22 protein-coding genes are annotated in these 22,199 nt (G+C 73.6%); 12 read left to right on the top strand and 10 right to left on the bottom strand.

Features of this window, described 5'->3' with window-relative positions; all coding sequences use genetic code 11:
* Window positions 1-61 precede the first annotated feature (61 nt).
* The gene (locus tag SGLAU_RS14780) at window positions 62-730 is read right to left on the bottom strand and encodes a pyridoxal 5'-phosphate synthase (RefSeq protein ID WP_043501808.1); all 669 of its coding nucleotides are present in this window, start codon (window positions 728-730) and stop codon (window positions 62-64) included.
* A gap of 57 nt (window positions 731-787) precedes the next feature.
* Window positions 788-1,417 carry a LysE family translocator gene (locus SGLAU_RS14775; protein ID WP_043501807.1) on the bottom strand — a complete coding sequence of 210 codons (630 nt, stop codon included), beginning with the start codon at window positions 1,415-1,417 and terminating at the stop codon, window positions 788-790.
* Window positions 1,418-1,499: 82 nt separating this feature from the next.
* Here SGLAU_RS14775 and SGLAU_RS14770 point away from each other — a divergent pair, with 82 nt between their 5' ends.
* Window positions 1,500-1,952 (top strand): Lrp/AsnC family transcriptional regulator, encoded by a 453-nt coding sequence (locus tag SGLAU_RS14770; RefSeq protein WP_043501804.1) that lies wholly within the window; start codon window positions 1,500-1,502, stop codon window positions 1,950-1,952.
* Between the two features lie 106 nt (window positions 1,953-2,058).
* On the opposite strand, the gene SGLAU_RS14765 is transcribed toward SGLAU_RS14770, so the two are convergent.
* Window positions 2,059-2,694: a TetR family transcriptional regulator gene (locus SGLAU_RS14765; RefSeq protein WP_043501803.1), complete on the bottom strand. Its 636-nt coding sequence runs from the start codon at window positions 2,692-2,694 to the stop codon at window positions 2,059-2,061.
* A 134-nt stretch (window positions 2,695-2,828) separates the two neighbouring features.
* Here SGLAU_RS14765 and SGLAU_RS14760 point away from each other — a divergent pair, with 134 nt between their 5' ends.
* Both SGLAU_RS14760 and SGLAU_RS14755 read left to right on the top strand, forming a co-directional pair.
* Complete coding sequence (locus SGLAU_RS14760) at window positions 2,829-3,563, top strand: VOC family protein (protein WP_052413760.1); 735 nt, start codon at window positions 2,829-2,831, stop codon at window positions 3,561-3,563.
* A 221-nt stretch (window positions 3,564-3,784) separates the two neighbouring features.
* Window positions 3,785-6,163, top strand: a complete 2,379-nt coding sequence (locus SGLAU_RS14755; protein ID WP_043501799.1) for a serine/threonine-protein kinase — start codon at window positions 3,785-3,787, stop codon at window positions 6,161-6,163.
* A 328-nt stretch (window positions 6,164-6,491) separates the two neighbouring features.
* Here SGLAU_RS14755 and SGLAU_RS14750 read toward each other — a convergent pair whose 3' ends face one another.
* Entirely contained in the window at window positions 6,492-6,686 is a 195-nt protein-coding gene (locus SGLAU_RS14750) for a hypothetical protein (protein WP_043501798.1), read from the bottom strand.
* Between the two features lie 209 nt (window positions 6,687-6,895).
* A complete protein-coding gene (locus tag SGLAU_RS14745) occupies window positions 6,896-9,847 on the bottom strand; it encodes an AfsR/SARP family transcriptional regulator (RefSeq protein WP_043501796.1) in 2,952 nt (983 codons plus the stop codon).
* Window positions 9,848-10,176: 329 nt separating this feature from the next.
* On the opposite strand from SGLAU_RS14745, the gene SGLAU_RS14740 reads away from it, so the two are divergent.
* The 7 genes from SGLAU_RS14740 (at window position 10,177) to SGLAU_RS14710 (ending at window position 17,280) form a co-directional block, all read left to right on the top strand.
* Window positions 10,177-10,551 carry a hypothetical protein gene (locus SGLAU_RS14740; RefSeq protein WP_052413759.1) on the top strand — a complete coding sequence of 125 codons (375 nt, stop codon included), beginning with the start codon at window positions 10,177-10,179 and terminating at the stop codon, window positions 10,549-10,551.
* Between the two features lie 52 nt (window positions 10,552-10,603).
* Entirely contained in the window at window positions 10,604-12,175 is a 1,572-nt protein-coding gene (locus SGLAU_RS14735) for a peptidoglycan-binding protein (RefSeq protein WP_244315213.1), read from the top strand.
* The gene (locus SGLAU_RS14730; protein WP_052413758.1) at window positions 12,162-12,644 is read left to right on the top strand and encodes a protease inhibitor I42 family protein; all 483 of its coding nucleotides are present in this window, start codon (window positions 12,162-12,164) and stop codon (window positions 12,642-12,644) included. Before SGLAU_RS14735 ends, SGLAU_RS14730 begins: the two co-directional genes overlap by 14 nt.
* A 3-nt stretch (window positions 12,645-12,647) precedes the next feature.
* The gene (locus SGLAU_RS14725; RefSeq protein WP_043501793.1) at window positions 12,648-13,031 is read left to right on the top strand and encodes a hypothetical protein; all 384 of its coding nucleotides are present in this window, start codon (window positions 12,648-12,650) and stop codon (window positions 13,029-13,031) included.
* Window positions 13,032-13,128: 97 nt separating this feature from the next.
* Window positions 13,129-13,989 (top strand): LLM class F420-dependent oxidoreductase, encoded by an 861-nt coding sequence (locus tag SGLAU_RS14720; protein ID WP_043501790.1) that lies wholly within the window; start codon window positions 13,129-13,131, stop codon window positions 13,987-13,989.
* Between the two features lie 40 nt (window positions 13,990-14,029).
* Window positions 14,030-16,615, top strand: coding sequence for a bifunctional FO biosynthesis protein CofGH (locus SGLAU_RS14715; protein WP_043501789.1), 2,586 nt, complete (start codon window positions 14,030-14,032; stop codon window positions 16,613-16,615).
* Between the two features lie 95 nt (window positions 16,616-16,710).
* Window positions 16,711-17,280, top strand: a complete 570-nt coding sequence (locus SGLAU_RS14710) for a L,D-transpeptidase (RefSeq protein WP_043501787.1) — start codon at window positions 16,711-16,713, stop codon at window positions 17,278-17,280.
* Window positions 17,281-17,292: 12 nt separating this feature from the next.
* On the opposite strand, the gene SGLAU_RS14705 is transcribed toward SGLAU_RS14710, so the two are convergent.
* Window positions 17,293-17,724, bottom strand: a complete 432-nt coding sequence (locus SGLAU_RS14705) for a DUF2000 domain-containing protein (RefSeq protein WP_043501785.1) — start codon at window positions 17,722-17,724, stop codon at window positions 17,293-17,295.
* 50 nt (window positions 17,725-17,774) lie between these two features.
* Between SGLAU_RS14705 and SGLAU_RS14700 the strand changes: the two genes are divergently transcribed.
* Window positions 17,775-18,590 (top strand): AraC family transcriptional regulator, encoded by an 816-nt coding sequence (locus tag SGLAU_RS14700; RefSeq protein WP_043501783.1) that lies wholly within the window; start codon window positions 17,775-17,777, stop codon window positions 18,588-18,590.
* On the opposite strand, the gene SGLAU_RS14695 is transcribed toward SGLAU_RS14700, so the two are convergent.
* From SGLAU_RS14695 to SGLAU_RS14680, 4 genes are all read right to left on the bottom strand, one after another.
* Window positions 18,551-19,060 (bottom strand): DUF2165 domain-containing protein, encoded by a 510-nt coding sequence (locus SGLAU_RS14695; RefSeq protein ID WP_099052937.1) that lies wholly within the window; start codon window positions 19,058-19,060, stop codon window positions 18,551-18,553. The two genes, SGLAU_RS14700 and SGLAU_RS14695, sit on opposite strands and share 40 nt — an antisense overlap.
* A gap of 517 nt (window positions 19,061-19,577) precedes the next feature.
* Entirely contained in the window at window positions 19,578-20,510 is a 933-nt protein-coding gene (locus SGLAU_RS14690) for a hypothetical protein (RefSeq protein ID WP_043501780.1), read from the bottom strand.
* A 55-nt stretch (window positions 20,511-20,565) separates the two neighbouring features.
* Window positions 20,566-20,751, bottom strand: a complete 186-nt coding sequence (locus SGLAU_RS14685) for a DUF397 domain-containing protein (RefSeq protein ID WP_043501775.1) — start codon at window positions 20,749-20,751, stop codon at window positions 20,566-20,568.
* Complete coding sequence (locus tag SGLAU_RS14680) at window positions 20,748-21,560, bottom strand: helix-turn-helix domain-containing protein (RefSeq protein WP_043501773.1); 813 nt, start codon at window positions 21,558-21,560, stop codon at window positions 20,748-20,750. The genes SGLAU_RS14685 and SGLAU_RS14680 overlap by 4 nt, the downstream gene beginning before the upstream one ends.
* A 113-nt stretch (window positions 21,561-21,673) precedes the next feature.
* Here SGLAU_RS14680 and SGLAU_RS14675 point away from each other — a divergent pair, with 113 nt between their 5' ends.
* A complete protein-coding gene (locus tag SGLAU_RS14675; RefSeq protein ID WP_244315212.1) occupies window positions 21,674-22,075 on the top strand; it encodes an ATP-binding protein in 402 nt (133 codons plus the stop codon).
* The last annotated feature ends 124 nt before the right edge of the window (window positions 22,076-22,199 follow it).

Genomic DNA, 22,199 nt, shown 5'->3' with positions numbered 1-22,199 from the left:
ACCTCGCGCCGTACGACTCCGCGCGGCGCACCCGCCACGGCACCCCGCCCGGTCCCCCGCCTCACGGCCACAGCAGCCCCCGCCGCCAGCGGTCCTCCTCCCGCCGGTACACCAGCCGCACGTGCCGGCGGCGCGCGTCCCCCTGGAAGAACTCCACCTCGTCCGGCCGGAGCCGGTAGAGGGTCCACGTGGGCGCCGGGGTCCCCGGGTGCCGCTCGGCGCGGGCCCAGGCGGCCTCGGAGGCCGCCGTCAGATCGGCCAGGGAGGCCAGCGGCTCGCTCTGGCTGCCGGTCAGGGCGGCGGCGAGGGCACCGGTGGAGCGGGCGTGCAGGTCCGCCTGCGCGGCCTCGGGCGGGGCGGTGGAGACGGGGCCGCGGACGCGGACCTGGCGGCCCTGCGCGGGCCAGTAGAAGCCGAGGGCGGCGTACGGGCGGGCGGCGAGCTGGCGGCCCTTGCGGCTGCCGCGGTGACTGGCGAAGCTCCAGCCGTGCTCTTCGTCGGCGCCGTGCAGCATCACCGTACGGACGTCCGGCAGGCCGTGTTCGTCGGCGGTGGCCAGGGACATGGTGTGGGGCTCGGGCTGCCCGGCCGCCACCGCCTCGGCGAGCCAGGCCGTGAAGAGGGGGAGCGGGGCGGCGGGGGCGGTGGACGGGTCGAAGGCGGGGAGGGCGTCGACGTCCCACACCCGCAGCGACCGCAGCAGCGCGTGAAGATCCGGATCCGGTGCCATGGCCCGAGTATCCCCGCGGACGGGCGTCCCGGCGCACGGCGGTACGGCCGGGCGCCGTCAGAACGTGGCCAGGCGCTGGACCAGCAGGAACGCGCCGATCCCGAGCATCGCCGCGCCCGAGGTGCGGGTGACCGCGCGGGCGGCGGCCGGGCGGGCGCCGAGGACCGCGCGGGCCAGCAGGCCGACCGTGAGGTAGACGGCGGCGCAGCACGCCATGTGGAGCAGGCCGAGCACGGTGGTCTGCACCGGCACGGGCAGACGGGCGCCGTCCAGGGTGAGGAACTGGGGCAGCACCGACAGGTAGAGGAGCAGGCCCTTGGGGTTGAGGCCGCTGATCGTCGCACCGCGCAGGAAGGTGCGGCGGCGGCCGGCCGCGACCGCCCGCGGACCGTCCCCGGCGCCCGGTACGCCCGGCCGCCGCAGCACGCCCCAGCCCAGCCACACCAGGTACGCCGCCCCCGCCACGGTCAGCGCGGTGAGCACCGCCGGCGATCCGGCGACCAGCACCGCGAGCCCGGCCGCGGCGAGGACGGTGTGCAGGGCGTAGCCGGTGACGAGGCCCGCCACCGCGGGGACGGGCGAGCGGTCGCGCAGTCCGGCGGAGATGGCATACGCCCAGTCCGCACCCGGTACGCAGACCAGCAGCAGGTCCAGGGCGAGGAAGGAGAGCAGCGTTCCCGAGTCCATGGTGGGGACATTAGGCGGGAATGCGGCGAAAGTGTTGCCGATCTTTTCCCGGTTACTCGCACGGTGAGGCAGGATTTGCCGCATGGACGACGTGGACCGGAAAATCCTTGCCGAGCTGCAGCAGGACGGGCGGCTGACCGTGACCGAGCTGGCCGGGCGGGTGCGGCTCAGCGTCTCGCCGTGTCACCGGCGGCTGCGGGAACTGGAGCGGTCGGGCGCGATCAGCGGCTACCGGGCCGTCGTGGACCCGGCCGCGGTCGGGCTGACCTTCGAGGCGCTGGTCTTCGTCTCCATGCGGCAGGAGGACCGGGAGACGGTCGCCGGGTTCGAGCGGGCGCTGAGCGAGGTGCCGGAGGTGGTGGAGGCGCAGCGGCTGTTCGGTGAGCCGGACTACCTGCTGCGGGTGGTGGCCGCCGATCTGGCCGCCTACCAGCGGCTGTACGACGACCGGCTGGCCACGCTGCCGGGGGTGCAGCGGCTGACGTCGACGCTGGTGATGAAGCACGTGGTGCGGGACCGGCCGTTGCCCGCGTAGCACCGTGCGGGATTCCTCGCGTCCGGGGCGGCCCCGGTCGACCGCGCGTTCCCCGCACCCCCCGATGGGGTGCTTGACAGGACGTGGGGAAGGCGCGCGGTGGGCGTTACCTGGTGGGCTTCCTGCCGGTGATGGCCAGGTGGACCAACAGGGCCAGGTTCGGCTTGAGTTCGGCCTGCTTGACGCCCCAGGAGGAGAAGCCCTTCTGGTGGGAGGCCGCCGCCGCGAGCATCACGACGACCGATCCGGCGATCGCGGCCGGGTTGACGTCCTTGTCGACCTTTCCCTTGGCCTGCAGCCCGGCGACCGCGTCCGTGAGGGAGCCGTTCACCGAATTGAGGATCTTCATGCGGAGCTTGTAGAAGCGCTTGTCGCCCTCCGCCGCGCCGAGATCGACGACGCGCAGGATCGCGTCGTTCTTGCGCCAGAACTCCAGGAAGCCGTCGACGAGTTCCTGCGCGGTCTGCCAGCCCGCCTTGCCGACCCAGCTGCGTCCCTCGACGGTACCGGTCAACGCGGCGCCCTCGGCGGCCACTTGGTCGGCGATCTCCAGGACGGCGCCCTCGACGTCCGGGAAGTACTGGTAGAAGGTCGCGGGCGAGGTGCCCGCCTTCCGGGCGACATCGATGACCTTGACGTCCCGGTACGGAGAGGAGCTGAGCATCTCGCTGAGGCAGTCGAGCAGCTTCTGCCGCGTCGCCTGCCCACGCCGGCCGGCCACGCGGCCGTCGACGGTACGCACTTGTCCTGTCATGTCGTCAGCTTACCGAGGGGTGATCTGAGCGCGATTCGGCCGACTGCAAATGGGGTGCGCGGGGGCTCGGAGCGAGGTGTGCCTGGTGAGCGGGGTGCGGCAGCCGCCGCTACTTTGAGTGCATGGCCGAAAACAGGGCATCTGCTCACCAAGAGGGGTACACGGAGGGCGTCCCGTGCTGGCTCGACGCCCAGCTCGCCGACGTGGCGGCGGGCAAGCGCTTCTACGGTGAGCTCTTCGGGTGGACGTTCGAGGAGTCGTACGGCGGCAGTGTCTGGGCGCTCTCCGAGGGCGAGCCGGTCGCCGCGCTCGCACAGAAGACGGACGGGCGGCTGCCCACCGTCTGGACGGTGTACTTCGCCACCCCGGACGCCCAGGCCCTCGCCCGCCGCGTCCTGGCGGCCGGCGGGCAGGTGGTGACCGCGCCGATGCCGGTGGGCGGGCTGGGGACCGCGGCGCTCGCCACCGACCCGGAGGGTGCCGTCTTCGGCCTGTGGCAGCCGGGCACGCACCCGGGCTTCGGCCGCCGCCACGAGCCGGGCACGTTCGGCTGGGCGCAGCTCTACGCCCGTGACACCGCCGCCGTGAACACCTTCTACGGCGGTCTCTTCCACGACGCCCTGTTCGGCCCGGACGCCGATCCCGACTTCGGCCGGGCCCCGCTCACCGACGTCTTCCCCGCCCAGATGCCGCCGCACTTCCTGGTCCACTTCCGGGTGGCGGACTGCGAGGCCGCGCTCGCGGACGTGGCCCGGCTGGGCGGCCGGGTGCAGGCGGGCCCCTTCGAGGCGTCGTACGGCACGGTGGGCGTCGTCAGCGACGACCAGGGGGCGTCGTTCGCGGTGCTCCAGCGCTGAGCGGCCGCCGGCGAGCCGCAGGTCAAGCGGTGGGGCGGGGCCGACGCGCGAACCGTTTGCGGCATATGGGGTGAGACACCCCGTTTCTCACCGGGTTCGCAACGAGGGCCCGGGCCAGGAAGAATCGGGGTGCGTGCCGCCATGGCGGTGCGGTGGTGAGACGCTGCACGGGGTCGCGTGCACAAGTGGTGGCGCGGCTCGTACGGGGAGGTGGCAGGCAAGTGGTGGATCAGCTGACGCAGCACGATCCGCGGCGGATCGGGCCGTTCGAGGTGCTGGGACGGCTGGGGGCCGGCGGCATGGGGCTGGTCTATCTCGCGCGCTCGGCGTCCGGCCGGCGCGTGGCGATCAAGACGGTCCGCACCGAGCTGGCCGAGGACCAGCTCTTCCGGGTCCGCTTCACCCGTGAGGTGGAGGCGGCCCGGGCGGTCTCCGGGTTCTACACGGCGGCCGTGGTGGACGCCGATCCGCGTGCCGCGGTGCCGTGGCTGGCCACCGCCTACGTGCCCGCCCCCTCCCTCGAGGAGATAGTGAACGACTGCGGTCCGCTGCCCGCGCAGGCGGTGCGCTGGCTGGCGGCGGGCGTGGCGGAGGCGCTCCAGTCGATCCACGGCGCCGGGCTGGTGCACCGGGACCTCAAGCCGTCCAACGTGCTGGTCGTGGAGGACGGCCCGCGGGTGATCGACTTCGGTATCGCGTCCGGCGTGTCGAACACGCGTTTGACGATGACCAACGTCGCGGTCGGCACCCCCGCCTACATGTCGCCCGAGCAGGCGAAGGACTCCCGCAGCGTGACGGGCGCCTCCGACGTGTTCTCCCTCGGCTCCACCCTCGTCTTCGCCGCCACCGGTCACCCGCCCTTCCACGGGGCGAACCCCGTCGAGACGGTCTTCATGCTGCTGCGCGAGGGCCCCGACCTGGAGGGCCTCCCCGACGAGCTGCGCCCGCTGATCGAGTCCTGCATGCAGATGGACCCGGCGGCCCGCCCCACCCCCGCCGACCTCCAGGCCCAGCTCGCCCCGCACCTGTTCGGCTCCGGCTCCGACGACAGCGGTACGGCGTCGGCGTGGCTGCCCGAGAAGGCGGTCGCGCTCATCGAGACCCGCCGCGGCGGGCGCCCCGCGGCCAGGCCCGGCCACACCGGGCACGCGGCCGCGCACGGCGGTCACTCCGCCGTACCGCCGCCGCCGTCCCACGACCCCGTCGTCCCGTCGTCCGCCGGTCTGCCCCCGGGGCCGGCCGGGACGCCGGCCGGCTCCCCGGACGGGGGCCCGGTCCGGCTGCCCGGCGCCGCCGTGCCCATCGGGCCGGGGCCGCGCGTCGCCGACGCCCGCGCGGCCGCCGTCAAGGCGCCGCCGCCGGAGGCCGGGCTCGCCGCCTCCTGGTCCAAGCCGCGCCCCGGGGTGGGCGGCGCCGACCCGGCGGTGACCGCGCCGCCGGTGCCCGCCGCCCCGCCGGAACCGTCCCAGACGGGCTGGCGGCCCTGGCGTTTCCGCATGTCGAACGATGTCTGGGGCACCCCGGCCGTCGACGGCGACCTGGTGTACGTCACCTCCTTCGAGGTGCACGCCCTGGACGTGGCCACCGGCCGCCGCCGCTTCAAGACGCGGGACGTCGCCTGGTCGATGGCGGTCGCGGACGGCCGTATCCACGCCTCCGACGGGCCCACCCTGTTCGCCCTGGACGCGCGCGAGGGCGCCGATCTGTGGCGGCTGTCGACGGATGCCTGGGTGTACTCCCTCAAGGCCGAGCGGGGCACCGTCGTCACCGGCACCCGCGGTGGCGGCGTGCAGGCCTGGGAGGCCGCGAACGGCCGCAAGTTGTGGGAGATCACCGGCTGCCAGACCGACTTCGAGTCCCCGGAGGCGGGCCCGGCGCTGCACGACGGCACGGTGTACGTCTGGCAGGACGCCCGGCTGCGCGCCCTGGACGCCCGTACCGGTGACGAGCGCTGGTCGTACCCGATCGGCGACGCGGCCTCCTGCGGCGGTGTGCCCGTCCGGGTGGCGCCGGCCGCCGACGGCTACGTCTACCTCTCCGCGGGCACCCGCGTCCTGGCCGTCGACGTCGCGAGCGGCCACGTCCGCTGGCACTTCGAGGCCCCGGCGGTCTTCCTGTCGCCGCCCGCCTTCGCGCCCGGGCCGGCGGTTACCGGCGGCGGCGTCTACCTCGCCGACTACCTCGGCACGGTCTACGCCCTCGACGCCACCGACGGCCGCGACCGCTGGCGGATCGCCACCGAGGCGCGGGCGTCCGTGGAGCCCGTCCTGGTCGCCGCGGGCCACGTCCACGTGGGCAGCGGGACCGGCCTGTACACCCTGGACGCCGTCACCGGCACCCCCAAGTGGCGGTTCCAGGCGGGCGGCGACATCGTCGGCTCCCCGGCGGTGGCGGAGGGGCGCATCCACTTCGGCTCCACGGACCATCTGCTGTACACGCTGAAGGCCGACGACGGCCGGCTGCGCTGGAAGCTGGCCACCGGCGGCGAGATCACCGGTTCCCCGGTGGTCAGGGACGGCATCGTCTACGCGTGCAGCAAGGACCGCTGCGTCTACGCACTGGACGCCGAGAAGGGCACGGGCACCGCGCGCACCGCGTGAGGGGTGCCCTGCCGGTACCGGGGGACGGCCGTCGTGCGGACTCGGAAGGGGTTCCGGACGGCGGCCGTCGCTCTCGGTGAGCGGTCGGGGACTCCGCCCCACCGCTCTGACGCCGACGCTACGCCCGGCGGGCCCGGGCCGCCAGGTGAATTCCTCTCGATGTCGTGTTCATGTCAAGCAAGGGAAGCCGCCCGGACCGGGCCATCCGCCGCGGACGGCGCGGCACCCGCCGCGGACGGCGGCGCGGCACCCGGCGCGGCCCCGGGCACGCCTCGGCCGCGACGGCTCCCCCTCCGCGCCGCCGCGGCCGATCCCCCGTGCGCGAGCGTCAGACCGGCTCGTCCGTCGCGTGGACGTTGCCGTTCGTGGTGTCGCCGGTGCTCTCCTTGAGCTTGGCGGGCTCGCTGGTGGCGTGGACGTTCTTCAGGGCGACGGGCTCGCCGGTGGCGTGCACGTTGTCCGTGGTGGCGTCGGCGGTCGGCTCACCCGTCGCGTGGACGTTCTCGGTGCTGCTCTCGCTCATGTCGCTGGCTCCCCTGTGATGTGGTGCGTTCGTGGACGGAACCGCCCGGCAACCCCCCCGCGGGCTGCCGGGCGGACCGTCGGGCCGGTTCACCCTAAGGCCCGGCCGCCGGCCGGTGCGTCCGCCTCCCCCCGAGGCGACGGCTCGACACGCCCAAGAGTGCCGGGAGGCGATAAACGAACGATGAACGCCGGCGGGCGGTCGCCGGCTCAGGCCGTCGTCACCGGCGCCAGCAGGCCCCTGACCTCGGCGGCCTCGGGAGCCCCCAGCGTCTCGAAGATCTCCAGGGCCTCCCGCCAGCAGACCTGGGCCCGGTCCCGCTGCCCGATGCCGTCGAGGGCGCGGCCCAGAGCCGTGAGGACGTTGCCGTGCCGCCAGTCGCCGCCGATGCCCCGCAGCAGCGACAGCGCCGTCTCGGCGTTCACCGCGGCACCCGCCGGCCGTCCGGCCGCGAGGTCCAGCTCCGCCAGCCGGAACAGGGTCATGCCCTCCCACAGCCGCTGGCGGCTGTCCCGGAACACGCGCAGGGCCTCCTCCAGGCAGTCGGTCGCCTCGGCCAGCCGCCCGCTGCGGGTCAGCGCGAGGCCCAGGGCGTAGCGCCCGTTGGCCCCCTTCAGCGCGTGGCCCATGTCGTCGTACATGGCCGCCCCCTCACGCGCCAGGGCGACCGCGCTGTCGATCCGCCCGGTGGCCAGGTGGATGCGTGAGAGGTTGCACAGGGCGCTGGCCTCGCCCGGCCGGTCGCCCAGCCGGCGGAAGCTGTCGATGGCCCGGGTGAAGTGCGCCTCGCCCTCCTCGTGGCGGCTCTGGTAGAGCGCGACGACCCCGCAGATGTTGGAGGCCCAGCACCCGGTGAGCGGATCGGCGGCGTCCCGGGCCAGCCGCACGGCCCGCTCGGCCTCCTCCAGGGCCACGTCGAACCGGCTGCCGCTGATGTGGTGCACGAAGGCGAGCGCGGTCAGCGCACGCGCCTCCGCGCGCGGGTCGCCGGCCTGCTGCGCCACGTCCCGCAGCAGGGCGGCGACCGCCTCGTACTCCTTGGAGTTGGCGCCCGACTCGGCCAGGTCGACGGCGGCCCACAGGACGTCGACGGCACGCCGCAGGGTCTCGCGCCGGGCGGCCTGGCGCACGCACGCCAGCAGGGAGACGGCCTCCGCGTAGAGCCAGTCCCGCGCCGCGTGGCGGTCCGCGAACGCCAGGCCCGGGTACCGGGCCGGTTCCAGGTGTTCGACCAGCCGGTCCCCGGGACGTTCGAGCAGGTACACGCCCGCGACGGTGGAGAGGTAGAAGTCCAGCAACCGGGACAGGGCCGCCTCCCGCTCGCTCGGCGGTTCCTCGTCCCGTTCCGCGCACGCACGCGCGTAGAGCCGTACGAGGTCGTGGTACCGGTAGCGGCCCGGCGCCGCCGATTCGAGCAGCGACATGTCGACGAGGGACTCCAGCAGGTCCTCCGTCTCCTCCGCCGGGAGGTCCAGCACCGCCGCTGCCGCCGCCAGCGAGATGTCCGGGCCGTCCGCGAGGCCGAGGAGGCGGAAGGCGCGGGCCTGGGCCGGTTCGAGCTGTCCGTAGCCGAGTTCGAAGGTGGCCTTGACGGCGAGGTCACCGGCCTGGAGTTCGTCGAGGCGGCGGCGCTCGTCGCCGAGTTTGGCGGCGAGCACCGAGACCGTCCAGGTGCGGCGGGCCGCGAGGCGGGAGGCGGCGATGCGGATGGCGAGGGGCAGGAAGCCGCAGGCGGCCACGACGTCGAGGGCGGCCTCCCGCTCGGAGGCGACCCGCTCCTCGCCGACGATCTTCGTGAAGAGGGCCAGCGCCTCGTCCGGCGACATGACGTCCAGGTCGACGAGGTGGGCGCCGGCGAGGTCGACCATGCGCACCCGGGAGGTGACGAGGGCGGCGCAGCCGGAGGTGCCGGGCAGCAGGGGGCGCACCTGCGCGGCGTCCTTGGCGTTGTCGAGGAGGATCAGCACGCGGCGCCCGTCGAGGACGGAGCGGTACAGCGCCGAGCGCTCCTCCAGGGAGTCGGGGATGGCGGAGTCCGCCGTGCCGAGGGCGCGCAGGAAGGAGCCGAGGACCGTCTCGGGTTCCGCGGCGCGCGGTCCGGTGCCCTGGAGGTCGACGTAGAGCTGGCCGTCGGGGAAGGCGGGGCGGGCCTGGTGGGCGACGTGGACGGCGAGGGTGGTCTTGCCGACGCCGCCGATGCCGGCGAGTGCCGACACGGCCATCACCCCCGTCTCGGAGGCGGCCAGCACCTCGCTCAGCTCGGAGACGGAGCAGGCGCGGCCGGTGAAGTCCGGGACGGTCGCGGGCAGTTGCGCCGGGCGTACGGGGACCGCGGCGGGTTCGGCGGGCGGCGCTGAGGGCTCGGCGAGGCCGGGGTCCGCGCGCAGGATGCGCTGCTGGAGTTCGCGCAGGCCGGGGCGGGGGTCGACGCCGAGTTCGTCGGCGAGGAGGCGGCGGGTGTCGGCGTAGACGGCGAGGGCCTCGGCCTGGCGTCCGCTGCGGTACAGCGCCAGCATCAGCAGTTCGCGCAGGCGCTCGCGCAGCGGGTGCGCGGCGGTGAGCGCGGTCAGTTCGGAGACCGCCTCCGCGTGGCAGCCCTGTTCGAGGTCCATGTCGAGGCGGGACTCCAGGAGCTGGAGCCGCCACTCCTCCAGACGGACGCGCTGGGCCTCGGCGTAGGGGCCGGGGACGCCGGCCAGGGTCTCGCCGTCCCAGAGGGCGAGGGCCTGGCCGAGGGCGTCGCGGGCCTGGCACAGGTCCCCGGCCGCCTTGGCCTTCTCGGCCCGCGCGGCCAGGTCCTGCGCGGTGGCGAGGTCGAGCGCGCCCTCGCCGAGGCCGCGGACGGCGTAGCCACCGGACTCGCTGACGAGGACGCCGGGGTCCAGTGCCTTGCGCAGCCGCGAGGCGTAGGTGCGGACGGCGGCGAGGGCCTGGGAGGGCGGGGCCTCGCCCCACAGGGCGTCGATCAGCTCGGCGGCGGTGGCCGTGCGGCCCTCGCGCAGCAGCAGGGCCGCCAGCAGGGCGCGTTGCTGGGGCGATCCGGTGCCGAGCGGTTCGTCGCCGCGCCAGGCGCGTACCGGCCCGAGCACGCCGAAGCGCAGCGCCGCCGGTTCCACCGGGTCCGGACGCCTCTGCGCCGGCACTCGCGGTACCCCGTCCATCGCCGTCCCCCTAGACATCCTGAACAACTCTGTCAGTTTGCCTTGTTCACGGCGGATGCGTCAGCCGCGCGAGATGCCGATCACAGCCCGATTCCGCCGGAACGGCGGGCGGTTCACGGCTCCCTCACGACGTCTCCGCAGCACCACCGGGGTTGACCGGCCGTCAGCTTCCCCGCGTCGCGTCCGGAGTGAACTCGCTTCCGTACGGCGCCCCGTGGCCGCGCCGTGTGCCCGCCCTGTGCGGGGAGTGTGATCCGGCCATGGAGGCGCGTCACCGGCGTGCTAGCCTCCCCGCGGTCTTGATCGACACAGTCACACGGGGGAAGTCGATGGCCTCTTCGGACGGCTACCAGCTCAAGAAGTCCGGCATGTCCGGTCAGGCGAACGAGCTGGACGGCGCGGGCGACGACACGGGGAAGATCCGCACGGCGATCGCGCCCGGCGCCTGCTACGCCTCGGACGCGCTGGGCGGCACCGACGCCGCCGCGGCCGTCAACCGGTTCATCGCCGCGTGGGGCGCGGAGGCCCGCACGCTGGAGGCGGCCCTGCACGAGCTGGCCGGAAAGGTACGGCTGGCCAAGGGCGCGTACGGCGACAGCGACGGCCTGGTCCGCACCTCGGCGAGCAACGTCACCGTCGCCGACGGCGAACTGAGCACCATGCCCGCCTTCGCCGGGCGCCCGTCGGCCCTCGCGGGCTACTGAGCACCGTACGGCGACCGGGACGACAGGGCGGAAACAGGCGATGACGGGATTCATGAGGCCCGCGGACTCCCCGGCCGGGCGGCGCGCGTGGCTGGCCGGGCTGTGCGAGGACATCCCCAGGGCCGAGAGCAAGAACGACCTGCTCGACATGATCGACAGCGCGCTGTCCGTGTCCGAACCCGAGGGCAGCCCGGCGACGCTCGAATCGCTGAGCAGGCGCTACCGCGACCAGATCGACAACGCGGGCGGCGTCCACGACCGCGTGCAGCGGGTGGCCGGAAAGGGACTGCCCGACGTCTGGGTCGGCGACACCGGCGTGCTCGCCTCCGACGCGGTCCTCGCCGCCGGACGTGCCGTGCTGCAGATGGCCGAGGCCTTCCAGGGCGGCGCGAACGCGCTGCTGCGGCTCGCCGACGCGCTCGGTGAGGCGCAGCGGCAGGACGCCGAGGGGCGCGGGCGGATGGGACAGGCCAAGAGCACCCTCGGCGGCCGGGACGGCTTCTTCGACGACCTGCACGAGGACGACGAGGAGGAGTGGGACCGGCTGACCGCCCGCGCCTACGCCTCCGACGGCATCAACCTGATGCACCAGGCCGCCGTCACCGCCGAGGAGGCCGTCCGGGTCGCCGCCCGCGACCTCAACAAGTGGGCGGCCGAGGCGCGCGCCGGGAAGATGGACACCGGCGAACTCACCGCCGTCGACAAGCTGATGCTCGCCGACACCGGCGCCGCGAACGCCCCCACCGAGCTGAACGAGATCCTCAGCTCCAGCGACCTGGAGCGCGCCGGCCGCCGCATGGACCAGCTCAGCGGCGCCGACGCGGCGGCCATGGAGCGCATGCTGTCGCAGGCGGGCAGCGCGGAGGAGCGGGCCTACCTGATGAAGGCCCTGGCCGCGGGCCACGGCGTCAAGGAGATCGAGACCTTCCAGGGCAAGATCAACGGCAAGGACCCGGAGTGGCTGCGCCGCCATCTGACCCCGGTGGTCACCGCCGAGGACAGCATGGACGACGAGGGCCTCGCCCAGGACGGCTCCAACAACAACAAGGACACCGTCCTCTTCCACGACCAGGCGTGGATCCAGGGCGGTGACGGTTCCGAGGGCACCTGCGTGGCCTCCTCCACCGTCAACGCCCGCGCCATGCTCGACCCGATCTACGCCCTCGGCCTCACCGGCGGCCCCAGCGGCCAGGAGGACGACCCCGACGCGTTCCGGGATCGGCTGGTCGCCGAGCAGCACCGGCTGCACGAGGAGGGCGACGGCGGCGACGACTGGAACGGCATGGGCCAGGAGGGCCAGGAACGCATCGCCGACTCCACCCTCGGCAGCGCCACCGGCGACGACTACCGCCGCCACGACCTCGACAGCGACGACGAGCGCCGGGCCGTCCTCGACGACGTCCAGCGGGCGGTCGCCGAGGGCCGGCCGGTCCCGGTCGACGTCTCGGGCGACGAGGGCGCCCACGCGATGATGATCATCGGCCAGGAGGGTGACATGCTCCAGATCTACAACCCCTGGGGCACCACCACCTGGGTCAGCGAGGACGACTTCGTCAACGGCAACATGGGCAAGGCTTCCAACAGTGAACTCAACAACGCGTACCAGGTCTATGTCCCCGAGTAGGGCGTTCGGCGGCGCCGCGTCCCGCGCCGGGGCGGCGGGCGCGGCGGCGGCCCTGCTCCTGCTGTCCGCCTGCGGGACGGGCGACGGCGAGCCCACCAGCCACCCCACGCAGGACCGCACCATCACCGCGTCGGTGGGGGAGAGGTTCACCCTCACCGTCGACGAGAACGCCTCCACCCGCTCGCACTGGTACCTGGTCGACCCGGAGCCGGACGCCTCGGTGGTCCGCGCCGAGGGCCGGGAGAGCGAGTCCGCGTCGGACTCCGGAGAGGTGGTCGCGGGCGGCGGCAGCCGCCTCACCTTCACCTTCGAGGCGACCGGCGAGGGCAGCACCGAGATCGTGCTGCTGCACTGCACGTTCAACAGCACCTGCGACACCGGCGACGGCAGCCCCGCCCCGACGCCGACGACGGGCGGCGCCGCGCCGGCCGAGCCGGAGCGGGTCACCTACCGGGTCACGGTGGGCTGAGCCGTGGACACCACCTCGCGCACCGAGGACGAGCTGGCCGGCCTCGACATCGCCGCCCTCCTCCGCTACGGCGTCACCGCCCCGCGGGGCCCGATGCGCACGTCCCTCTTCGGCGACGGCGCGGTGGGCGCGGCGGTCCTCCTCGGCCGCCTGGGCACCGAGCCGCGCTCGGTCGCGTTCCTCGCGGAGACCGTCCGGGCGGGCGGTCTCGCGCACGCGCTGACCCTGCCCGAGCCGCTGCCCCGGCCGGAGGCGGCCGGCCTCGTCCGCGACTGGCTGGCGGCCGCCGCCTCCCTCGCGGGCGGTGTGCGGGCGGACGACACCGCCGCGCGCTGGCTGCGCGCGGTCGCGTCGGTCATCGAGCTGCGGCAGTCGGTCCGCCGCTGAGGCGACAGCCCGCCGGGACCGCCGGCCGGGTCACCGCCACGGGTGTGACCGACCAGTCGGTATGGACAGATGGCCCGCGCCCCGGTACAGATGGGTCATGCGCATCGCCGTCACCATCTTCCTCACCGACGAGACGATCACCCCGACCCGGCTCGCACGCGAGCTGGAGGAACGGGGCTTCGCCGGGCTCTACCTGCCCGAGCACACCCACATCCCCGTGGAACGGACCACCCCCTACCCGGCGGGCGGCGAGCTGCCCCGCGAGTACGGCCGCACCCTCGACCCGTTCGTCGCCCTCGGCCAGGCGGCCGCCGTCACCCGGACCCTGGGCCTCGGCACCGGCATCACGCTCGTCGCCCAGCACGACCCGATCGACCTGGCCAAGCAGATCGCGACCGTCGACCACCTCTCCGGCGGCCGGCTCACCCTCGGCCTCGGCTTCGGCTGGAACGTGGAGGAGGCCGCCGACCACGGCGTGCACTGGCGCACCCGCCGCGAGCTCGTCCGCGACCGGATGGCCCTCATGCGCGCCCTGTGGGCCGAGGAACCGACGTCCTACGCAGGGGAGTTCGGGTCCGTGCGCGCCAGCCACGCCCACCCCAAGCCGGTACAGAAGCCCCGCGGGCCGGTCGTCGGGCCGCGCACCCTGATCGGCGGCGCCGCCGGACCGAAGCTCTTCGCCCACATCTGCGAGTACGCCGACGGCTGGCTGCCCATCGGCGGGCGCGGCCTGTCCACCACCCTGCCCGCGCTGCGCACCGCCTGGGCCGACGCCGGCCGCGACCCGGCCGCCCTCCAGGTCGTCCCGTACGCCGTGCACCCCACCCCGGGCAAGCTCGCCCACTACGCCGAACTCGGCATCGAGGAAGCCGTACTCCAGCTCCCGCCCGCCGGGGAGGCCGAGGTGCTGCGCACCCTGGACGAGTACGCGCCGTACGTCACCGAACGGGCCGGGTGACCCGGACAGGTCCTGATCAGCGCGATCGTATGCTCGGAGGATGACGACTTCCGCGACCTCCGGAACGGGCCCCACCGAGAACTCCATGCGTCGCGCCCTCAGACGCGCCCGGGACGGCGTCGCCCTCGATGTCCGCGAGGCGGCGGTGCTGCTCCAGGCCCGCGGCGAGCACCTCGACGACCTCGCCGCCTCCGCCGCCCGGGTCCGCGACGCGGGCCTGGCGGCGGCGGGCCGCCCCGGCGTCATCACCTACTCCAAGAGCGTCTTCATCCCCCTCACCCGGCTGTGCCGGGACAAGTGCCACTACTGCACCTTCGTCACCGTCCCCGGCAAGCTGCGCCGCGCCGGGCACGGGATGTTCATGTCCCCCGACGAGGTCCTGGACATCGCCCGCAAGGGTGCCGCCGCCGGCTGCAAGGAAGCCCTCATCACCCTCGGCGACAAGCCCGAGGACCGCTGGCCCGAGGCCCGCGAGTGGCTGGACGCGCACGGCTACGACGACACCATCGCCTACGTCCGCGCCGTCTCCATCCGCATCCTGGAGGAGACCGGTCTGCTCCCGCACCTCAACCCCGGCGTCATGAGCTGGACCGACTTCCAGCGGCTGAAGCCCGTGGCGCCGTCCATGGGCATGATGCTGGAGACGACGGCGACCCGCCTGTGGTCCGAGCCCGGCGGCCCCCACCACGGCTCCCCGGACAAGGAACCCGCCGTCCGGCTGCGCGTCCTGGAGGACGCGGGCCGCTCCTCGGTCCCCTTCACCTCCGGGCTCCTCATCGGCATCGGCGAGACGTACGAGGAGCGCGCGGAGTCCCTGTTCGCGCTGCGGAAGGTGTCCCGCGCCTACCACGGCATCCAGGAACTGATCATCCAGAACTTCCGCGCCAAGCCCGACACCGCGATGCGGGGCATGCCGGACGCCGAACTCGACGAACTGGTCGCCACCGTCGCCGTCGCCCGCCACATCATGGGCCCCAGCGCCTGCCTGCAGGCCCCGCCCAACCTCGTCGACGACGAGTACGAGCGGCTGATCGGCGCGGGCATCGACGACTGGGGCGGGGTGTCCCCGCTCACCATCGACCACGTCAACCCCGAACGCCCCTGGCCGCAGATCGAACGCCTCGCCGAACGGTCCCGCGCCGCGGGCTTCGAACTGCGCGAACGCCTCTGCGTCTACCCGGAGTTCGTCCGCCGCGGCGAACCCTGGCTGGACCCGCGCCTGCTCCCGCACGTCCGCGCGCTCGCGGACCCGGACAGCGGCCTGGCCCGGGAGGACGCCGTCGTGGAGGGCCGCCCCTGGCAGGAGCCCGACGAGGTCTTCACCGCCACCGGCCGCACCGACCTGCACACCGCCATCGACACCGAGGGCCGCACCGCCGACCGCCGCGAGGACTTCGACGAGGTCTACGGCGACTGGGGCGCCCTGCGCGAGGCGGCGGCCCCCGGCATGGTCCCCGAGCGCATCGACACGGACGTACGCCAGGCGCTGCGCGTCGCGGCCGACGACCCCACCCGGCTCACCGACGCCGAGGCCCTCGCCCTGCTCCACGCGGACGGCCCCGCGCTGGACGCGCTCTGCCGGGTCGCCGACGACGTCCGCAAGTCGGCGGTCGGCGACGACGTGACGTACATCGTCACCAGGAACATCAACTTCACCAACGTCTGCTACACCGGCTGCCGCTTCTGCGCCTTCGCCCAGCGCCGCACCGACGCCGACGCCTACACCCTCTCCCTCGGCCAGGTCGCCGACCGCGCCCAGCAGGCGTGGGAGGTCGGCGCGGTCGAGGTCTGCATGCAGGGCGGCATCCACCCGGACCTGCCGGGCACCGCCTACTTCGACATCGCGCGGGCCGTCAAGGAACGGGTCCCCGGCATGCACGTCCACGCCTTCTCCCCGATGGAGGTGGTGAACGGCGCGACCCGCACCGGCCTGTCGATCCGCGAGTGGCTGACCGCCGCGAAGGAGGCGGGCCTGGACTCCCTCCCCGGCACCGCCGCGGAGATCCTCGACGACGAGGTCCGCTGGATCCTCACCAAGGGCAAGCTGCCGGCGGCGACCTGGATCGAGGTGATCACCACGGCCCACGAACTGGGCCTGCGCTCCTCCTCGACGATGATGTACGGCCACGTCGACCAGCCCCGCCACTGGCTCGGCCACCTCCGCACCCTGGCCGGCATCCAGCAACGCACCGGTGGCTTCACCGAGTTCGTCACCCTGCCCTTCATCCACACCAACGCGCCCGTCTACCTGGCGGGCATCGCCCGCCCCGGCCCGACCCTGCGCGACAACCGCGCCGTGACGGCGATGGCCCGCCTCCTGCTCCACCCCTGGATCCCCAACATCCAGACGAGCTGGGTGAAGCTGGGCACGGAGGGCGCGGCGGAGATGCTCCGCTCCGGCGCCAACGACCTCGGCGGCACCCTCATGGAGGAGACCATCTCCCGCATGGCGGGCTCCTCGTACGGCTCGTACAAGTCGGTCAAGGACCTCGTCGCGGTCGCGCGGGCAGCGGGCCGCCCGGCCAAGCCGCGCACCACCCTCTACGGCGAGGTCCCCGAGGAGCGCCGCCGCGCGGCCGAGGCCTCCGACGGCCACCTGCCGGAGCTGCTGCCGGTGCTGGACTGAGAACGGCCGGCGGGCGGACCGCGCACGGCCTCGCAGTAGGATGATCCGACCCCTCGGTGTCGCCCGGCGCCGGGGCCGGATTGCTGAGGAGATGCGTGCCCGTGCCTGCCCGCCGGCTTCCCTCGTGGGCCTGGGTGACCGGTCTGACCACCGGGGCGATAGCGGTGGTCGCCGTCCTCGCGGTCCAGGCCACCGACGGCACCCGTCCGGTCGCCACGGCGACCACCCCGACCCCGTCGGCGACGGCGACCGCCACACCCAAGCCGACGGCGACGGCCCCCACCGCCGTGCCCGACGACTCCGGCACCGGCCGCCGCATCGTCTACTCCCTCTCCCAGAACCGGGTCTGGCTGATCGACGCCAGCGACAGCCCCCGCCGCACCTTCACCGTCTGGCCGGGCACCGTCGACCCGGACCCGGGCACCTACACGGTGGGCACCCGGTCCGAGCCCGCCACCACCGGCTCGGACGGCGTCCGCATCGAGCACATCGTCTACTTCGCGGCGAAGTCCGGCGTGAACATCGCCTTCTCCCACGCGGTCGACGGCGCCTCCCCGCCCCCCGCCTCCGGCGCCCGGACGGGCGGCATCCGCACCAACCGCACCGACGGCGAGGCCCTGTGGGCGTTCGCCACGACCGGGACGACGGTCACGGTCGTCAAGTGACCCCGGCCCGGCTCACGGGTGCATCCGGGCGCCCTTGAGCACCTTGTCGACCGCGTTGCGCGGCCCGTACACGGCGAGCCCCACCAGATCCAGCTGATCACCGGGAACGGCCCGCACGGCGGCCCGGTTGTCGCGGTCGTTGCCGGTGGCGAAGAGGTCGGACGTGAACACCGCTCGCGGCAGCGCACGCGCCACGGCCCTCCCGTGCGCGGCGGTGAGCACCTCCTTCGCCCCCTCCAGCACCAGCACCGGCTGCCGGAACATCGGCAGGTAGGGGGTGCCGTCGGCGTTGGCGTACGCCTCCCCGATCACCTCCGGGACCTCGGTGCCGAGCCCGCTGACCAGGAAGGCGGTCACGTTCAGCCGCTGCCACGGAGCGAGGTCGTCCCGCAGCAGGACGGCGATCTTGGTGTCGAAACGTACAGGCGTGCTCTCGATGGTCATGCTCCCGAGCCTGCCGCCCGCGCCACCCGGCCGTCTTGTACGTTCCTTGCATGGTCCGCGTCCCGAAGATCACCGCGTGGCGCCCGCAGGTGCCGGGCGTCACCGAGGTCTTCCACGCCCACTTCACCGAGCACGCCTACCCCATGCACGTCCACGACGTGTGGACCCTGCTGATCGTCGACGACGGCGCCGTGCGCTACGACCTCGACCGCCGCGAGCACGGCACCCCGCACGACACGGTCACCCTGCTGCCGCCGCAGGTCCCGCACAACGGCGAACCCGCCACCGCGGACGGCTTCCGCAAACGCGTCCTCTACCTGGACCGGACGCATCTGGACGAGACCTTCATCGGACCGGCCGTCGACGCCCCCGACATGGCCGACCCGTTCCTGCGCCACCGCGTCGCCCAGCTCCACGCGGCGCTCGCGCACCCGGGCGACGCACTGGAGGCCGAGAGCCGCCTGGCCCTGATCACCGACCGCCTGCGCGCCACCCTCCGCCCCCGCCTCAGGACGCCGGTGGCACCGCCGGCGCGGAGCGTCGCCCACGACCTCCGCGACCTCCTGGACGAACGCCTCCGCCCCGGCGTGACCCTGGACGAGGCGGCGCGGCTGGTCCACGCCCACCCCGCCCACCTCGTCCGCTCCTTCAGCTCGGCGTTCGGCATCGCGCCCCACCAGTACCTGACGGCCCGCCGTACCGACCGCGCCCGGCGCCTGCTGCTGGCCGGCCGCCGCCCGGCGGAGGTGGCGGCCGAGGTCGGCTTCCACGACCAGGCCCACCTGACCCGCCACTTCACACGCCTGGTGGGCACGACCCCGGGCCGTTACGCGGCCGGTTCCCGCCCCACCGCCCCCGGCAGGTGATTGACGACGAGCACGACCCCGCTGAGCAGGAAGATCCGGGTGGCGGCGTCCAGCCCGTTCCAGTCGCCTGACTGCCACATGGCGAACCACTCGCCGCCGATCCCGATGAACCCGACGCCGAACAGCAGCATCACCATGAGCAGCCCGTACGTGGCGAACCGCCGCCCCCGCACGTGCTCGCCCCGGGCCCAGAACCACGTCCCGCCGATCAGCACGAGCGCGGCCAGCGTCTCCCACACGATGATCGCGACGTAGGCGGCGTTCTGAAGCGCCTCACTCGTGATCGCCCGCCACATCAGATCCTCGTCCTTGAACGTCGTATCCATGGCGAGCACGTGCTGCACGAACGCCTGATTGGTCCCGAAGTCGGTGATGTTCCCGAAGGCGACCAAGGCCATGTAGAGAGCGACGGTCCCGGTCAGCAGCGTGGCGGCGAGCGAAAGGGCGCCGCGCGAGGTTGTGGTGGACATGGCGCCCATCTTGCCGCGCGGAACGCCACGATCCGTAGTGATTGAGCCACCCGGCACCCCCCGGACCCAGAGTCAGGGCACGTTCGGCCTCCCGCGGGCGTCCTTCCCGATCGAGGCGACCCCGGCCTGCCCCAACTGCTCCCCGGCTCCGCCCACCGACCCACTGGACCCTTCAGGCCACCCACCCCCGCACCCCACGCCCCGGCCCACCGGCGCAAAGCCGCCAAGCCCACCGGCACCCCCCGAGACGCCACCGCGCCCCCTCTCCGGCCGGCTCCTCACCCCACTCCGAACCCGACCCACCTGGGGACCCCGCCTTCCCCGGCCGCCCGCTCGCTTCTCTCCCGTGCTGGAGCGAGCCGAGTAAAGGGTGGCCCGCAGGGCCATCGGCGCAGCCGACGCGGAACGCAGCGCAGCGGAGTGCAGCGCCCTTTACTCGGCTCGCGGAAGCACGACACTGACCAAGAAGCGGGCGGCCCCCACGGCCACCTCACAACGCCGGGCGACCACGACTCCCTCACCGCTGCCCCAATCCCAGAGCGGCGCGGATCTCGCCCAGCATGTACTCGGGGCGGTGGAAGACGTCCTCCGCGGTGAAGCGGAGCAGGAGGCGGACCGCCGGGCACTGTGCGATCTGGTTGAAGCGGGCGACGTCCCGGCGGTGGGAGTCGCGGGTGCCGTGATAGGCGTAGCCCTCGATCTCGACGGCCAGCCCCTCGGCCCGGAAGAGGAAGTCCAGAACCACTCGACGACCGGCCGGGGTGATCAACTCCGCCTGGCTCTCGGGGCGGAGACCGGCGTCGTACATGCGCAGCCGCGCGATCGACTCGGCCGGTGATCCGGCGCGCGGGTCGCACAGCCGCAGCCACTCGCAGGCCCGCACCGTTCCCGTGCCCACGGGTGAGCCGTCGAGCGCGACGGCGACCGCCTGGAGGGACGTGAGCGGAGCCCGCCGAGTCCGTCCGACCCGGCGGTAGCCGAGCGCGGAGTCCACGGCGGCCACGGCATGGTCCCTCGGTCCAGCCCTCAGCAGGTCGGTGACTGTACGCAGTGGACTCGTGGCCCGGAAGCCCTGGCGCCAGACCACCTCGGACGGGGCGAGGCGCATGCGGTGCACCCGGACACCGGTGCTCTTGCGCCGCAACGTGAGCCCCGGGTCGATGAACTCGACCGGCCGTTCCTCGGCCCGGATGAGGGTGTCCATCAGCCACAGGTCGGCGGCGGACCAGTGGCTCACGACGAGCCGGGGCTCGCTGAGCTGCATCGACCGCAGCCTGCACACGGGGTCGGCGTCCCGCCCCGGTTCGACCCACACCCCGTGCCTGAGCCGCGCCCATCCCTCGGACCGCAGCGCCCGCGTGAGACTGCGCCTGGGCCACCCGGCCGCCAGGGCACGCGAGGTGAGCAGCAGACCTCCCTCGGCCAGCTCCCTCAGTGCGGTCCTTTCCATCCGCCCAAGGTCGCAGACTTCCCGTCGCTCACGCGTGCCCTGTGGACAACCGGCGTCACTCGCAGAAGCCGGACAGGAAGGCGGCCCACGCCTTCGGAGTGAGGGCGAGCTGGGGGCCGGAGGTGTCCTTGGAGTCGCGTACGTGGACGGAGGCGTGGGCCTGGGAGACGGCGACCTCGACGCATTCAGGACCTTCGTTGCTGCTGTAGCTGCTCTTGAACCACTCCAGGGTGGGGGTCATGTCTCGTCTCCCAGTACCTTCTTGATGAACGTCAGCGAATCCCGGGGCGTGAGCGCCTGCGCCCGGATCATTCCATAGTTCATTTCCAGGACCTGGACCTCGCGTGGATCACTGATCAGCCGGCTGAGGAACTGGACCTCCAAGTGCCCCAAGGTTGTGCCGTCAGGCAGTTTCAGCAGCTGGAGGGAGCCACCCATACCCGCGTGGTCCTCACGGTGCGTGGGCATCACCTGGATCACCGCGTGCCTCGACGTACCGATCTCCAACAGATGTTCGAGCTGTCGTCGCAGGACCATTTTGCCCCCGATCGGCCGCCGAAGCGTCACCTCTTCCTGGACAAAGGTGATCTGCGCATGAGGTGTGCGCTCGAAGACGGACTTGCGTGCCATCCGGGCAGCGACGTGCCGGTCGATTTCGTCCTCCGTGTAGGGAGGGCGCCGCATCGCGTATAGCTCACGTGCGTACTCCGGGGTTTGCAGCAGGCCGTGGATGTGGTGACTCGCATAGGCGCCCAAGTCCACCGCCTCCCCCTCCAACTTCGCCAAGTCCCGTACCTTCTTCGGATACCGGGCCCGCTCCACGTCCTCCTTCATGGAAGCGAGCTTCCCGCCCGCCCCCAGCACCTCATCCGCCTTGTCCAGGAATTCCGGCTTCGGGATCCGCCGCCCCCGCTCCACGGAGGACACCATCTCCTCGCCGTACCCGATGGCGGCGGCCAACTCGGCCTGCTTCAGTCCCGCTTGGTCCCGCCACGCCCTGATCTGCCGGCCGACGACCCTGAGCACGGCCTCCGCCTCTTCGTCCTCCACGTCTTTCCCTCCTGACGTACCAGCCGTACGGCGCCCCCACGCGCCCGTACAGTCACTGTCTGTGCCTGCGCGGTCACTGGTCAGCGTAGGGAAGCGCGGCCACGCTGGGTGACGTGAACCACGAATTCGCCGTGCAGCTCTCCGCCACCAAAAGGGGCGCCCGCCTCGCCCGACTCCTCACGGAACGCCAACTCCACGACTGGGGCGAGCCGTACGAGGACGCGGCGCAGGTGGTGGCGGAGCTGGCCTCCAACGCCGTGCTCCACGGCCGGGTCCCGGGCCGGGACTTCCGTCTGCGTCTGCGGCTCCGTCCCGACCGCACCCTCCGTATCGAGCTGACCGACGCGCGGGGCGACCGGGTCCCGCGTGTCCCGGACCCGGTGGACGACACCGCGGAGTCCGGCAGGGGGCTGCGCATCGTGACGGCGTACGCGGCCCGCTGGGGTGTGGAGGAGGCGCCGCCCGGCGCCAAGACCGTGTGGGCTGAAATGGCACCGCGTCGCGGCCGGACGTGACCCGGTGACGCCCGACGCCAAAGACCAAGAACCGGGGGAAAGAACCGGACCCTCCCCTGCCGTCCCCGTCGATCACTCGCCGGAGTGAATATGCCCAACTGAACTGGCGTCCGGCACCACTTGT

Origin of the sequence: Streptomyces glaucescens, assembly GCF_000761215.1 — a bacterium.
GTDB classification, from domain to species: domain Bacteria; phylum Actinomycetota; class Actinomycetes; order Streptomycetales; family Streptomycetaceae; genus Streptomyces; species Streptomyces glaucescens_B.
The sequence above is the reverse complement of the archived record's forward strand: the minus strand, read 5'-3'. Positions and strand labels throughout refer to the sequence as shown.

Bases quoted from the DNA above. Each gene is read 5' to 3' on its own strand.
- SGLAU_RS14780 (WP_043501808.1), bottom strand. From the start codon at position 730: ATGGCACCGGATCCGGATCTTCACGCGCTGCTGCGGTCGCTGCGGGTG.
- SGLAU_RS14775 (WP_043501807.1), bottom strand. From the start codon at position 1,417: ATGGACTCGGGAACGCTGCTCTCCTTCCTCGCCCTGGACCTGCTGCTG.
- SGLAU_RS14770 (WP_043501804.1), top strand. From the start codon at position 1,500: ATGGACGACGTGGACCGGAAAATCCTTGCCGAGCTGCAGCAGGACGGG.
- SGLAU_RS14760 (WP_052413760.1), top strand. From the start codon at position 2,829: ATGGCCGAAAACAGGGCATCTGCTCACCAAGAGGGGTACACGGAGGGC.
- SGLAU_RS14750 (WP_043501798.1), bottom strand. From the start codon at position 6,686: ATGAGCGAGAGCAGCACCGAGAACGTCCACGCGACGGGTGAGCCGACC.
- SGLAU_RS14745 (WP_043501796.1), bottom strand. From the start codon at position 9,847: ATGGACGGGGTACCGCGAGTGCCGGCGCAGAGGCGTCCGGACCCGGTG.
- SGLAU_RS14740 (WP_052413759.1), top strand. From the start codon at position 10,177: ATGGCCTCTTCGGACGGCTACCAGCTCAAGAAGTCCGGCATGTCCGGT.
- SGLAU_RS14735 (WP_244315213.1), top strand. From the start codon at position 10,604: ATGAGGCCCGCGGACTCCCCGGCCGGGCGGCGCGCGTGGCTGGCCGGG.
- SGLAU_RS14730 (WP_052413758.1), top strand. From the start codon at position 12,162: ATGTCCCCGAGTAGGGCGTTCGGCGGCGCCGCGTCCCGCGCCGGGGCG.
- SGLAU_RS14720 (WP_043501790.1), top strand. From the start codon at position 13,129: ATGCGCATCGCCGTCACCATCTTCCTCACCGACGAGACGATCACCCCG.
- SGLAU_RS14715 (WP_043501789.1), top strand. From the start codon at position 14,030: ATGACGACTTCCGCGACCTCCGGAACGGGCCCCACCGAGAACTCCATG.
- SGLAU_RS14705 (WP_043501785.1), bottom strand. From the start codon at position 17,724: ATGACCATCGAGAGCACGCCTGTACGTTTCGACACCAAGATCGCCGTC.
- SGLAU_RS14700 (WP_043501783.1), top strand. From the start codon at position 17,775: ATGGTCCGCGTCCCGAAGATCACCGCGTGGCGCCCGCAGGTGCCGGGC.
- SGLAU_RS14695 (WP_099052937.1), bottom strand. From the start codon at position 19,060: ATGTCCACCACAACCTCGCGCGGCGCCCTTTCGCTCGCCGCCACGCTG.
- SGLAU_RS14690 (WP_043501780.1), bottom strand. From the start codon at position 20,510: ATGGAAAGGACCGCACTGAGGGAGCTGGCCGAGGGAGGTCTGCTGCTC.
- SGLAU_RS14685 (WP_043501775.1), bottom strand. From the start codon at position 20,751: ATGACCCCCACCCTGGAGTGGTTCAAGAGCAGCTACAGCAGCAACGAA.